Raw genomic sequence first — 11997 nt, 5'->3', positions numbered from 1 at the left:
TTCTGCAATGTATACTCCAGAGTACAGAAAAGGAGAATTATTAATGAATATAGTAGAAACCTGTAATCTCACTAAAACTTACGGAGGCTTCACGGCGGTATCACCCCTGAACCTTCACATCCGCAAAGGAAGCGTATATGGCTTTCTCGGGCCTAACGGCGCAGGAAAATCTACAACCATGAAAATGTTCCTGGGGCTGACGCGCCCTTCAGGAGGAAGCTTTGCCATCGCAGGCCTGAGCTTTCCAAAGGACCGGGCTGCGATTCTGAAGCAGGTGGGATCTTTTATTGAATCTCCTGCTTATTATGGAAATCTGAGCGGTAGGGAAAATCTGGAAATCATTCAGAAGCTTCTGGGGCTTCCATCCAGCGCCGTGGATGACGCCCTGGAGCTCACCCGCCTAACAGAATTCCAGCACCGCCCTGCCCGAAAATATTCCCTGGGCATGAAACAACGCCTGGGCCTGGCCGGAGCTCTGATCGGCCGCCCTCCGATCCTCATACTTGATGAACCCACCAACGGGCTGGACCCGGTGGGCATTCACGAAATCCGGACACTGATCCGCTCTCTTCCTGAAAAGTATGATTGTACAGTCCTGGTTTCTTCACACCTACTCCCGGAAATCGAACTGATGGCCGATACGGTCGGCATTCTCAACCACGGCCGCCTGCTCTTCGAAGGCACGCTCCAGGAACTAAAGGCAAAGGCCCAGTCATCCAGATTCCCCACTGACAATCTGGAAGAAACCTTTCTGGCTCTCATTGAGGCCGATGACCGGAAAGGGGGTATCAACGAATGATCCTGTCCCTGGAATGCCTGAAATTAAAACGGACCGGATTCTTTCCGGCCATTCTCACCGGAGGGGTCCTTTCCTCCATGATTCCGGCTGTCAATATGGCCGTCCGGTCCGGCACGTTTACCAGCCTTCCCGGAAATCCACTGGTTATCCTCCTGAACGCCAACTGGCAGCTTATGGCAATGCTTAACCTGCTGGTGGCCATATGCGGAACCTGCATCATGTACCACACGGAATATTCAGATAACGCACTTCAGAAAATGCAGGCTCTCCCATGCAGCCAGTTTTCTCTGTTCCTGGGAAAATTCGGGATAATGGCCCTCTCCTCCCTGCTCTGCATCCTTCTGGAATTCCTTTCCGTGGCCTTTTGCGCCCTGCACTGGTTCCCGGATACCCGGATTCCCCTGACAGAACTGGCAGAAACCGCCGGATACGCGGCCTTTCTTATGTTTCCTGCATGCATGCTGATGCTCGTCATTGCTTCCGCATGCAGAAACATGTGGATATCCCTGGGTACCGGAGTGTTTCTGCTCTTTGCCGCCACGCTGATCCCAGATGACCATACAATAGTTTCTCTGTTTCCCTTTGCAATGCCTTTCAACATCTTCCCCACTGGCGGCATCAGCCTGTCACTGCTGGCGGCCGGCGCGGAAACAGCCCTGTTTTTCGCCGCGGAGCCGGTATATCTGACAGTAAGGAGGTCTTTATCATGAGTTTTCTATCACTTCTTGGAATAGAATTCCGCAAGCTTCGCCGCTCAAGGATACTTTTCATCCTTCTGCTTCCAGTAGCCATTTTGTGGCTTCCTTCGATACTCAATGCCCGGGTAAATTTGACGCCGGCGGCAGCAGCCATATCGCCGGAGCATAATTTTTTGATTCAGGGATATATGGGAATGGCCTGGTTTATGATTCCCGCCACGTTCATCATCTGTACGGTGCTGCTGACCCAGACAGAGCGGAAAAATAACGGGATTCTGAAAATGCTGGCGCTGCCGCTGGATCCCGGAAGACTGTGTCTCGCCAAATTCGTGGTTCTTCTGTCCTTCGGTGTGATTCAGCTCCTGATGACAGCCGCCGCTTATTATATCAGCGCTGCCGCGGCCACACATTTACTGAACTATCCCTTTATCCTGCCTTTGTCCTACGTGCTCCCTATTACAGGCGAGATTTACCTGGCCTCTCTGCCCATGGCCGCCGTATTCTGGATGCTCGCAACACTGATCCGGACGCCGGTTTTTTCCATCGGGATCGGGCTGGCTGCCATAGTCCCCTCTGTCCTGATGATCAATACCAAAATATGGTTCGCCTATCCCATGTGCTATCCCTTTTACACGCTGATGACAGAATACGGCAGGTTATCTCCCGGAATATTCTCCGCCTGTCTGCGGCCGCTGCCTCTGATTCCGGCAGCCGCTGCGGTCACTGTCCTCTGTCTCACCGTTTCCTGTATACAGTTTGGCCATTCTGAAAGGAGTGAATGATTGTTATGATGAAAAAAAATGTATGGACTGCCGTCAGCACCGCGATGCTGTTTCTTCCCTGGACGCTTCTGCTTCTGCGCATGAATGCCTGGGCTTTGGAATCACCCGCGGCTGAAACTCTGATATCCTGTTACTCAGCCTTTATGATCTTCAGCGGGCTTTTCACTTTGTTCGCTTACACAAAAGGAAACGTCCGGAACAATCTGATGAAGGTCTGCCTGGTTATCAACAGCCTGTACGCAGCAGGCGGCATAGCCGCCTTTTGCATGATGGCCGTCACAAAGCTGTCGTAAGGAGCCTATTCATTATGAGAATTTTTAAAAATGCTGCGGTGATTTTATTAGCCCTCTGCTTGCTGTCCGGGCTGAGCGGATGCTGTGGAAATAAAACAGGAACTGAATGGAAAGAAGAGCTTCTGGGAAGCTGGAATAATTTCATGCAGGACTTCAGCCGGTACGCGCTGACCTCTGACGGAGATCTGCAGGGCAAAAAGCTCCCGGGCAGAGACGGTTACACCGGTACATATGAGGCAGCTTATGAAAGCTGGAGCGGAACAGAATATCTGTTCGGCGGGACAGCCCTTGAAAGAAGCGCGGGCGATAAACTGTCTGTATCCTACACACTTCAGATAGCCTCCGGAACCGCCGCTATCCGCTGGATAGAACGGGGGCAGGAACACGTCCTGGCAGATGCGGATGCTGAAAGCGCCTCTGAAATTACTCTGAACGCAGGCGACAACTATTTTTTATTAAAAGGAGAGGATTTCACAGGCTCTCTCCATATGGATATAAAATAAAGAAGATGCCGCACAATCATCAGTCAGATGGCTGTGCGACACCCTTCCGGCGCCCTCTATGAATCTGACAGCAGAATCCGGTCATTGTCCAGATCCCGCCCTGTCCCGGCCCTGAATCTCTTCAACAGATCCTCCACTGTCATACCGCTCCTCTCCTGCCCCGACACATCCAGCACAATAGAGCCATCTGCCATCATCAGCGTCCGATTCCCCAGGGCCAGTGCCTGATGCATGTTGTGAGTGACCATCAGACAGGTAATCCTGTTCACAGAGATGATCTCCCGGGTCAGCTCCAGCACTTTTTCCGCAGTACCAGGGTCCAAAGCCGCCGTATGCTCATCCAGCAGCAGCAGCCTGGGCGGCTCCAGCGTTGCCATGAGCAACGTCAGCGCCTGCCGCTGTCCGCCGCTCAAGAGCCCCACCGGCTGTCTCATCCTGTCTTCCAATCCCATGCCCAAAAGACTAAGCTTCTCCTGAAAAAATTCTTTATCTTTCCTGGTCACGCGGCTGAAGGGCGCTGCCTTTCTGGAAGTCCGCAGATAAGCCAGTGCCAGGTTTTCTTCAATTGTCATGTGGGGAGCCGTTCCTTTCAGCGGATCCTGGAACAAACGTCCGATCATGCGGCTCCGTCTGTACTCCTGCATAAAAGTGATGTTTCTTCCATCCAGGCAGATAGAGCCTTCATCTACATAAAAGCTGCCTGCAACCGCGTTAAACATTGTAGATTTCCCCGCGCCGTTGGACCCTACGACCGTCACAAAGTCACCTTCCTCCAAATGGAGATTCAGGCCGGACAGCGCCTTTTTTTCATTCACTGTACCAGGATTAAAGGTCTTGGTTATATTCTCCAGATCCAGCATATTACCTTCCCCCTTTCCGCCTGGAAGCCGCCCATTTGCGCTTCTGGAAGGCAAAATATTTTTTCAGGGCCGGCATGGCGATGGCCAGGGCGACGATCACCGCAGTCACCAGCTTCAGGCATTCTATGGGTACAATCCCGGTTTTCAATACAACCGCATAAATAAACCGATAGATCACACTGCCGACGATGACTGCAATCACACCCCGCAGTCCTGAACCGCGCCCAACCACCGTTTCTCCGATGATCAGGCAGGCCAGGCCGATGACTACAATCCCGGCGCCTCCGTTGATATCGGCCGTTTTCTGCATCTGCCCGACCACTGCGCCTGACAGGGCCGTCAGGGCATTGGAGATACACAGTCCCACGGTAATTGTTAAAGTAGGATTGATAGATGAGGCACGCACCATGTCCCGGTTATCCCCTGTGGCACGGATGGAAAGCCCGATACGGGTGCCCAGGAACCACACCAGCAAAGCCCCTGCAAGCACGGTAATTCCCGCCGCCAGGAGCAGCTCATACCAGCTCCCGCCGATTCCCGTTTTCTTAAGCAGAGTAAACGCTGTTTCCTGCTTCAGCAGATTCACATTGGAGGTCCATCCCATCGCCATCAGATTGATGGTATACAATCCAGTGTTGGTTATGATTCCCGCCAGGATCGACGGTACTCCCAGACGGGTCTGGAGAAACGCGGTGACGAACCCTGCACCGGCGCCAGCCGCCATGGCTGCCGGAAAAGCCAGAAGCGGATGCCCCGCCGCCGCCATGGAGACCGCCACCGCGGTTCCCAGCACAAAGCTGCCGTCCGTGGTCAGATCCGCAATGTCCAGCACACGGTAGCTGAGATAGAGGGCCATGGATACCAGCGCGTACATAAAGCCCAGCTCCAGAGCCGTTTGGGTGATAAACAGCATAACAAAATCTCCTTTCCGGTCAGAGGCTTATTCCTCTGTTGTAGATACCTCCACCAGTTCGCCCATGCTGGCAAACATAGAATAATCCGCTTTCAGCGTTTCCGCGGTTTCCGTATTTACGGTAATGATTCCCCCGTCCATCTTATAATAATCTTCCATACCGCCCATTCCATCTGTAATGGCCTGATATGCCAGATCCGCCGTCTTCGTTCCCAGATCCGTATAATTCACGCCGCAGGTGGCAAACGCTCCGTTTCTTACGAAGGAATCAGCGCCGGTATAATGGGGAATCCCGGCTTCGGCAAAGGTCCCTGCAATCGCCATCTCTGCCGCCATCACAATATTGTCAGTGGGCGTGAAGACCGCATCCACTCCTTCAGAAACCAGAACGCTGGCCGCCGCGATCACTTCATCATTGGTGTTACCCGTCGCTTCCACGTACCCAACTCCCTTGCTGTCCAGATATTCCCTGGCTTCCGCAACCGGAGTCGCTGAATTAGGCTCCGACAGAGAATACAAAAGCCCTACTTTCTTCGTATCCGGATTCTGTTTCAGCATCATGTCTATGATAAAATCTGTATTGAGGGCATCGCTGGTCCCTGTAACATAATCAATGCCTGTTACCTCTGCCGCCTCCGGATCAGAGATCGCCGCATAGATCACAGGCGTCTGCGTATCCTCCGCGCATACGGCCATGACCTGAGCCGCCAGGGTCGCTATAGGGATGATGGCGTCCACTCCGTCCGCAATAGCCTGATCCCCGATCTGCTTCAGTACCGTCTGCTCCCCCTGTCCCGAATAAACCTCATATTCAATAGTAATATGATTCTCCTCTGCAATCACGTCCAGTTCCGCCGTGACCGCACCGGCAATCTCATCCAGCGACGCATGGTCCATCTGCTTAACGACCGCTATCTTATAGGTATCCTTTGCCGCCGTCCCGCCGGATACAGAAGATGAATCCGATGGGGCTGACGCTCCCTGGACGGATGTTGCCCCTGATGCGGACGATGCTCCCGATGAATCGCTGCCGGAACCGGAAGCTGCTCCGCCTGAACAGGCAGTCAGAGACAATCCCATCGCTGCTGCTGCAGTTACCGCTAATACCTTTTTCATAAATGCCTGATTTTTCATTTTACTGTCCTCCTTAAGATATGATGTTTTGAGCAGCAGATGTCCTCTTACTTTGCACGCTGATATGCGGCTGCAAATACAGCTTTCCCCAGCACGCCTAGCGCCTCCCGCCCGGAGGGGATATTACACGGGAAGGTTCAAAAAGCTTTCCAGTGTAACAAGAAAGAATCTCGCAAGCGAGATTCTCCGCCTGCGGCGGGTTGCATTTGCAACACTCTTCCTCTCCGCCGAAGTGCGATCCCCCGGAGGGTTTTTATATCATAGGACGCACTTTCCTATGATATAAAAAAAGCCCTTGCCCCAATACATGGGACAAAAGCTCTTGCTTCTGCGATACCACCCAAATTGACGTAAAAACGTCCACTCGCTTACACGTACCATCCATACGCGTCCCGACGGATAACGGGTGGGATGCCCGTCGGTCCCTACTTGGTCTTCCCGTTCGGTCCGCCCTCCAAAGCCCATTCACCGGCTGATCCCTGCCCCGCTTCCACCATCCGGGACTCTCTGCAAGTTCTCATAACCAGTTACTTCTCTTCGTCACAGGTTTAAATATCTTATCATTTTTTATTATATGGAGCAGGCAGAGATTTGTCAATCCCTAATTTATGCCACGCCGCCGTCCCAGCCAGTCTCCCTCCTTCATTCTCTTAAAGAAATCCGTAACGTCCCGCGATTTCCCGTACGTCTGCTTCCCGTCCATTTCTGGCAGATTCCATCTGTGCGTGCATCAGGAGCGTGGGCAGTATGGCAGAGGCAGCCGGATTTTCCGGACTGGTTTCTCCGCGGACGGCTTTGACGAACCATTCCCACTCCGCGCGGTACACATCGTCGAACTGCCGCTCTGCCGTGACAATTTCCATCTCTCCTCCGAATGTAGCCGCAGTGATCCTGGCCGTCATAAAATCCCCCTGAATATAACCCCGATCACCTGTGATCTCAAGGGTGTGCACCTGAGGATGCTGTACATAGTTGAAATGTGAATGAGCGGCGAATGTCCCGTCAGCATAGCGGTAAACGGCGTCGATCACATTGGGTGCAGAAGTGAGCTCCAGCGCTCCTGCCTGGATGCCGTTCATGAATACATAATCCGGCACACGGCCCGTGAGCCAGCACAAAAGGTCTGTGTCATGGATACAATCCATGATGATTGAATATGGCGTATACGCCTGGTGACGGGAAACAGAACACAGTAAAGTGTTGTAGGTTCCCAGCCTGCTGTAAAAATGTACCGGTGTTCCGATGCGCCCGCTCATCAGGATTTCTCTGATCTTTCGGATAAAGGGATCAAAATGGAACATGAAGCCCACAGAAAACACTTTTCCGCTTCGCTGAACGGCCTCCTGCATAGCCATACACTCTTCCACGGAATCACTCATGGGTTTTTCACAGAAAACATTTACCCCCGCATCCAGTGCCTGAATGGACATTTCCGCATGCATACCGTGAGGGGTAGCGATTACCACAGCGTCCAGGTTTCCGGAAACCAGGGCCTCTTCCAGTGTATGGAAACGGCGGAATTCCCCCATCTCCTCCACTATTCTGGCCCAGCTTTTCTCAGAAGGCTCCACAACGGACAGCCGGATATCCCCCCGCTCCTTTAACAGCCGCAGGTGGCGGCGTCCGATGGAGCCAGCACCTGCGACACAAAAATTCAATTCATTCATACGTTTTCCTTTCATCACTACTCCCCTGACGACTGTTGTTTATAAATAACTCCCTTTCTATATATTCCTCATCATACTTTGGACGTCTTCCCTTGCCGCCCTAAACTGTGCATCCTCCGGGGAAATCTGCAGAACAAACTGAATCTTTCCCAGTAAATGCTGCAGGTACCGGGCAGCATCCGGCTGGCCACCGTTCATCCATTCTTTCTTTTCACATCGCCGCAAATGCTCAACTGCCCCATATTTTTTACAGTAATATACCTCTGCGCGGACTTTTCTTCTATAAGCACGTCCCACATCAGGTTTTTCATTCACTACAATTCCTGTCACCGTCTGTCTGGTATGCCGACCAAGCAGACGGGTTTTCTTCTCATTCAGTTCAAACCCCATGGCCAGCAGATAATTCCTGACTTTGCGCTTGAGCTTCTTTTCATCAAACAGACCGGAAAACGTCATATCATCACTATAACGGGTATAGTTAATCTCCCGTTCCTCACACCATGCACCCATATAGTTATCGAATGATTTCATTACCAAATTGGAGATTGCCGGAGAAGTAGGCGCCCCTTGCGGAAGATACTCTTCATAGCAGCAAAATTCTGTCAGCATCCGCCTCACTGCAGGCGGAAAATAGATAGCCGGAAAAACCGATTGATAAATCAATGGATATGTGATACTTGAAAAGAAGTTTTCAATATCCAATTTCATAATTCGTTCTCTTCCCACATGCGCTCGTGCGTTATCCAACACCGTCGCTTTCTTTTTGTAGGCAGTAGCATAGGCTGAAACTGAAAATCCATCCAGCACATGATGCAGCAGATTTCTCTGTATAGTGCCCAGTAACGCGTCCGGTATCAGCAGACGGCGTACTCCACCACTTTGTTTTACAATCTGAGCAGTGTGATAGTGCTGTCTTACATGATTGCTGACAGCATATAGACATGCCAGCTTTTTTTCCTCACGCACCGGTGCACCTTCCAGAAGGCGGAATGACAGCAGCATCTCATGAATCTGTTCTTTTGTACAATATTTCCACAAATCGTACTCTCTGCTTGCGCAGCGCGATAAATAGGTTGTCATATACTCCATCTCCACCTCATATACAGGGACAATACAATAAGGTGATTCTGTAAGATGCGCAGATGTACACAGGCGCAGCCGCCTGCACACGCTAGTGTGCTGAAGTACCTCGGAGCATCTGAAAGTCTTATGGCTTCTTTTTCTTTACCAGACGGCGACTCGCCATCCGGCTGGACATGCTGTCAGTTATCAGGCAAACCCAGATATACTATTGTCCCTGCTTCTTTAGCATATCATCTGCAGGGTGAAGTTGCAATTAAATTCGTTAAGCTCTCACCACTGCGTCATCCCTCCGTCGACTATGATATTAGTACCCGTCATAAAGGAAGACGCCTCAGAACACAGCAACAGCAGCGCACCGTTAAGCTCTTCAGGCTTTCCGGTACGGTTCATCATGGTTTTTCCGCTCAGACGCCTGATAAATTCCTGGTCTGTATCCAGCGAGATGTTCGGGAACGGCCCCGGGGTTATACTGTTCACGCGAATGTTCCGCCGGGCCAGAGCGGACGCACAATAACGGGTGAACTGCAGGACGCCGGCCTTTCCCGCGCCGTAGGTGGGCGGATTCCAGGGGATATCGCTGCCATAGACCGCAAAATCCGGAGCGATCATCCCATACATCGATGCGATATTGACAATATTTCCACCGCCCTGCCTGTCAAAATACGGAAGAATCTCCCTTGTACAGCGAAATGTTATATTCAGCGTGCCGTCCACTCCTTCCTCCCATATCTCATCAGTTATCCTGTCCAGCCTGTATTCACAGCTTTTTCCGCCGGCTCCGCCGCCATATGCCGCACAGTTCACCAGCACATCCAGACTCCCAAACTGTTCTTCCGCTTTTCGGAATCCCTCTCTGGTGTCTTCTGATTTGCTCAGATCCGTTGGGATCACCGAAAGTCTTCCATTCCTGCGGTATTCCTCATAAGACTCATCCAGCCTGTCCCGTCTGCCCAACACCGCCACGGCGGCCCCGTACTCCAGCAAAGCTTTTACCATAACACGCCCCAGGCTGCCGCAGCCTCCGGTAAAAACCACGGTTTTCCCTTCCATAGTAAACAGGTCTTTTCCCATATTTTATCTGCCTGCCTTTCCCTGATTGATTCTGTTGCCTTCAGGATAGCACAGGCTCACAGCTCCCGCAATAGCGTGCACAGGACAACTTTTGCGGCGTCATGTCCTGTTTTGCAGCACGGTCTGGAAGTTGCGGCCGCAGACATTTTTATACGCCCTTTTGAAGGCCGCTGCCGATGGATAACCGGCAGCAGCGGCGATCATCTCCGCGGAAGTCTCACCGTTCTCTATCAAAGCCTGGGCGAAGCTCATTCTCACCTGTTGGAGAATCGAAGAGAAGTTACTGTGGTACTGCTCTTCAAGAATCCTCGACAGCTGCCGTTCGCTGACTCCGATGTACGCAGCCAGCTGGCTCTTGCTGCACTGGGAATCCATGAAATGAAAATGAAAGTATTCCTCCAGCAGCCCGGTTCTTTCTTCATCCAGCGTATGTGGCAGTTCTGCGGCAGCACGCCTGTCCCCATACAGTTCTCGGGAAAGATTTACAAGCAAAAGCCTCAGCTCCGCCTCCAGCTTTTCCTTCTGACCGGGCCGGCTGTCATTCAGCGCAGTCATGAGGCCGCAGAGCCTTTCAGAGCCTCCAAAGCTATCCTGGATCTCCACCGGTTCTTTCAGTTCACGCAGTACGCCGCAGATATCTCCCATTTCATCTGATTCCGGTCCGGAAAATGTAATCAGTATGGATTTTATACTCACTATATCTCCTCTTCTGACATCCTCTGCCAGATGTACCGTGAGCGGCGGTATCAGAAGAAACCGGACACCGGCTCTCTCTTCAACGCAAATGAGTTCAAAGCATGAATGGCTGTGGCGTACCGGCGGGCGGTCTTCCATACCTAAGAAAAACTCCTCTGTCAGCAGCACATCCATGCCTGGCAACGCAATATGAAGCGGCAGCCTCACCTCTCTGTCCATAATTTTTCCCTCCAAAATCCATGAAACGATCTGCAAGCCGTATTATTTTTTCCACGCTCAGAACCACTGAAACCTTTCCTGTGCAATAAAAAGGAGAGCATCAGCACCTTCATGCCATCGCCCTCCTCTGTTTCTCATCAGAACGTTTACACTCTAAATTCGGCATTCACAGCTTCCAGGGCTGCCGCTATCACCTTATCCATATCATAATATCTGTACTGTCCCAGCCGCCCGCCGAAAATGACCTTCTCTTCCTTGCCGGCCAGCTCCCTGTATTTCTCATACAGCTTTGTATTTTTCTCATCATTTACTGGATAGTAGGGTTCCATCCCCACCTTCCACTCAGAAGAATATTCCCGTGAAATCACTGTCTTTTCCTGTTTGCCAAATTCAAAATGCTTGTGCTCGATGATCCGCGTGTATGGGACCTCACGTTCGGTATAGTTGACCACCGCGTTGCCCTGGTAATTATCACAGTCCAGAACCTCTGTCTCAAAACGGACGCTCCGGTACTCCAGCGCTCCCAGCCGGTAACCGAAATATTCATCGATCATGCCGGTAAATACTGTCTTCGCGGCGATACCCTGATGGCCTTCCCGAAACTGGAAGTAATCGGTTCCGGTCAGCACTTCGCTGCCCTCCAGAAGTTTTTCCACAATTTTTGTATAGCCGCCCATAGGGATTCCCTGAAAACGGTCATTAAAATAATTGTTGTCATAGGTAAAACGGAACGGCAAACGTTTAATGATAAAAGCGGGAAGCTCCCTGCAGTCCCTGCCCCATTGCTTTTCCGTATAACCCTTGATCAGCTTCTCATATACGTCCTTCCCCGCCAGGGAAAGAGCCTGCTCCTCCAGATTCTGCGGATTTTGAATATTCAGGCTGGCGATCTGCCCGGCAATTATGTCCTTCGCCTCCTGAGGCGTGCGGATCTTCCACATCTTGCTGAAGGTATTCATATTGAACGGCAGATTATAAAGCTCGTCCCTGTATACAGCGATGGGGGAGTTAATATAGTTATTAAACTCAGCAAACTGACTGACATAATTCCATATCTCCTTATCCGAGGTGTGGAAAATATGCGCCCCATATTTGTGGACATTAATCCCTTCGATTTCCTCACAGTAGATATTACCTGCCACATGATCTCTTTTATCAATCACCAGGCATTTTTTTCCTCTTTTGACAGCCTCATGGGCAAATACGGCGCCGAACAGGCCTGCCCCGACTATCAGATAATCATAGCTCAAAGGTCTTTCCTCCAGATTCTGTTATATGA

General features: G+C 51.4%; 13 protein-coding genes and 1 other annotated feature. Of the genes, 5 read left to right on the top strand and 8 right to left on the bottom strand.

Features of this window, described 5'->3' with window-relative positions:
* Nucleotides 1-43 precede the first annotated feature (43 nt).
* The 5 genes from H9Q79_RS01065 to H9Q79_RS01045 are packed head-to-tail and all read left to right on the top strand — an operon-like array spanning nt 44 to nt 3075.
* Nucleotides 44-799, top strand: a complete 756-nt coding sequence (locus tag H9Q79_RS01065; RefSeq protein WP_249329033.1) for an ABC transporter ATP-binding protein — start codon at nt 44-46, stop codon at nt 797-799.
* Nucleotides 796-1509: an ABC transporter permease gene (locus tag H9Q79_RS01060; RefSeq protein WP_249329032.1), complete on the top strand. Its 714-nt coding sequence runs from the start codon at nt 796-798 to the stop codon at nt 1507-1509. Before H9Q79_RS01065 ends, H9Q79_RS01060 begins: the two co-directional genes overlap by 4 nt.
* A complete protein-coding gene (locus tag H9Q79_RS01055; RefSeq protein ID WP_249329031.1) occupies nt 1506-2279 on the top strand; it encodes an ABC transporter permease in 774 nt (257 codons plus the stop codon). Before H9Q79_RS01060 ends, H9Q79_RS01055 begins: the two co-directional genes overlap by 4 nt.
* A gap of 5 nt (nt 2280-2284) precedes the next feature.
* A complete protein-coding gene (locus tag H9Q79_RS01050) occupies nt 2285-2572 on the top strand; it encodes a hypothetical protein (protein ID WP_249329030.1) in 288 nt (95 codons plus the stop codon).
* A 14-nt stretch (nt 2573-2586) separates the two neighbouring features.
* On the top strand, nt 2587-3075 hold the full coding sequence (locus tag H9Q79_RS01045; RefSeq protein ID WP_118648619.1) for a hypothetical protein: 489 nt from the start codon (nt 2587-2589) through the stop codon (nt 3073-3075).
* Between the two features lie 56 nt (nt 3076-3131).
* Here H9Q79_RS01045 and H9Q79_RS01040 read toward each other — a convergent pair whose 3' ends face one another.
* The 8 genes from H9Q79_RS01040 to glf all read right to left on the bottom strand — a co-directional run bounded on the left by H9Q79_RS01040 (nt 3132) and on the right by glf (nt 11968).
* Nucleotides 3132-3935, bottom strand: coding sequence for an ABC transporter ATP-binding protein (locus H9Q79_RS01040; RefSeq protein ID WP_118648617.1), 804 nt, complete (start codon nt 3933-3935; stop codon nt 3132-3134).
* A 1-nt stretch (nt 3936) separates the two neighbouring features.
* Nucleotides 3937-4848: an ABC transporter permease gene (locus tag H9Q79_RS01035; RefSeq protein ID WP_249329029.1), complete on the bottom strand. Its 912-nt coding sequence runs from the start codon at nt 4846-4848 to the stop codon at nt 3937-3939.
* Between the two features lie 27 nt (nt 4849-4875).
* Nucleotides 4876-5982, bottom strand: coding sequence for an ABC transporter substrate-binding protein (locus tag H9Q79_RS01030; protein ID WP_249329028.1), 1107 nt, complete (start codon nt 5980-5982; stop codon nt 4876-4878).
* Nucleotides 5983-6287: 305 nt separating this feature from the next.
* Nucleotides 6288-6535, bottom strand: a binding site (T-box leader).
* A gap of 97 nt (nt 6536-6632) precedes the next feature.
* On the bottom strand, nt 6633-7664 hold the full coding sequence (locus tag H9Q79_RS01025; protein ID WP_249329027.1) for a Gfo/Idh/MocA family protein: 1032 nt from the start codon (nt 7662-7664) through the stop codon (nt 6633-6635).
* Between the two features lie 42 nt (nt 7665-7706).
* Nucleotides 7707-8729, bottom strand: coding sequence for a reverse transcriptase family protein (locus H9Q79_RS01020; protein ID WP_249329026.1), 1023 nt, complete (start codon nt 8727-8729; stop codon nt 7707-7709).
* 273 nt (nt 8730-9002) lie between these two features.
* Nucleotides 9003-9803 (bottom strand): SDR family oxidoreductase, encoded by an 801-nt coding sequence (locus tag H9Q79_RS01015; RefSeq protein WP_118648241.1) that lies wholly within the window; start codon nt 9801-9803, stop codon nt 9003-9005.
* 99 nt (nt 9804-9902) lie between these two features.
* Nucleotides 9903-10718, bottom strand: coding sequence for a helix-turn-helix transcriptional regulator (locus H9Q79_RS01010; RefSeq protein WP_249329025.1), 816 nt, complete (start codon nt 10716-10718; stop codon nt 9903-9905).
* Between the two features lie 146 nt (nt 10719-10864).
* Nucleotides 10865-11968, bottom strand: coding sequence for a UDP-galactopyranose mutase (gene glf / locus H9Q79_RS01005; protein ID WP_249329024.1), 1104 nt, complete (start codon nt 11966-11968; stop codon nt 10865-10867).
* Nucleotides 11969-11997 lie beyond the last annotated feature (29 nt).

Source organism: Wansuia hejianensis (assembly GCF_014337215.1).
Classification (GTDB): domain Bacteria; phylum Bacillota; class Clostridia; order Lachnospirales; family Lachnospiraceae; genus Scatomonas; species Scatomonas hejianensis.
Note: the sequence above shows the minus strand (reverse complement) of the source record. Positions and strands in the feature narration are given on the sequence as shown.

Bases quoted from the DNA above. Each gene is read 5' to 3' on its own strand.
- H9Q79_RS01020 (WP_249329026.1), bottom strand. From the start codon at position 8,729: ATGACAACCTATTTATCGCGCTGCGCAAGCAGAGAGTACGATTTGTGG.
- H9Q79_RS01050 (WP_249329030.1), top strand. From the start codon at position 2,285: ATGATGAAAAAAAATGTATGGACTGCCGTCAGCACCGCGATGCTGTTT.
- H9Q79_RS01055 (WP_249329031.1), top strand. From the start codon at position 1,506: ATGAGTTTTCTATCACTTCTTGGAATAGAATTCCGCAAGCTTCGCCGC.
- H9Q79_RS01045 (WP_118648619.1), top strand. From the start codon at position 2,587: ATGAGAATTTTTAAAAATGCTGCGGTGATTTTATTAGCCCTCTGCTTG.
- H9Q79_RS01030 (WP_249329028.1), bottom strand. From the start codon at position 5,982: ATGAAAAATCAGGCATTTATGAAAAAGGTATTAGCGGTAACTGCAGCA.
- H9Q79_RS01065 (WP_249329033.1), top strand. From the start codon at position 44: ATGAATATAGTAGAAACCTGTAATCTCACTAAAACTTACGGAGGCTTC.
- H9Q79_RS01040 (WP_118648617.1), bottom strand. From the start codon at position 3,935: ATGCTGGATCTGGAGAATATAACCAAGACCTTTAATCCTGGTACAGTG.
- H9Q79_RS01010 (WP_249329025.1), bottom strand. From the start codon at position 10,718: ATGGACAGAGAGGTGAGGCTGCCGCTTCATATTGCGTTGCCAGGCATG.
- H9Q79_RS01060 (WP_249329032.1), top strand. From the start codon at position 796: ATGATCCTGTCCCTGGAATGCCTGAAATTAAAACGGACCGGATTCTTT.
- H9Q79_RS01015 (WP_118648241.1), bottom strand. From the start codon at position 9,803: ATGGGAAAAGACCTGTTTACTATGGAAGGGAAAACCGTGGTTTTTACC.
- H9Q79_RS01025 (WP_249329027.1), bottom strand. From the start codon at position 7,664: ATGAAAGGAAAACGTATGAATGAATTGAATTTTTGTGTCGCAGGTGCT.
- H9Q79_RS01035 (WP_249329029.1), bottom strand. From the start codon at position 4,848: ATGCTGTTTATCACCCAAACGGCTCTGGAGCTGGGCTTTATGTACGCG.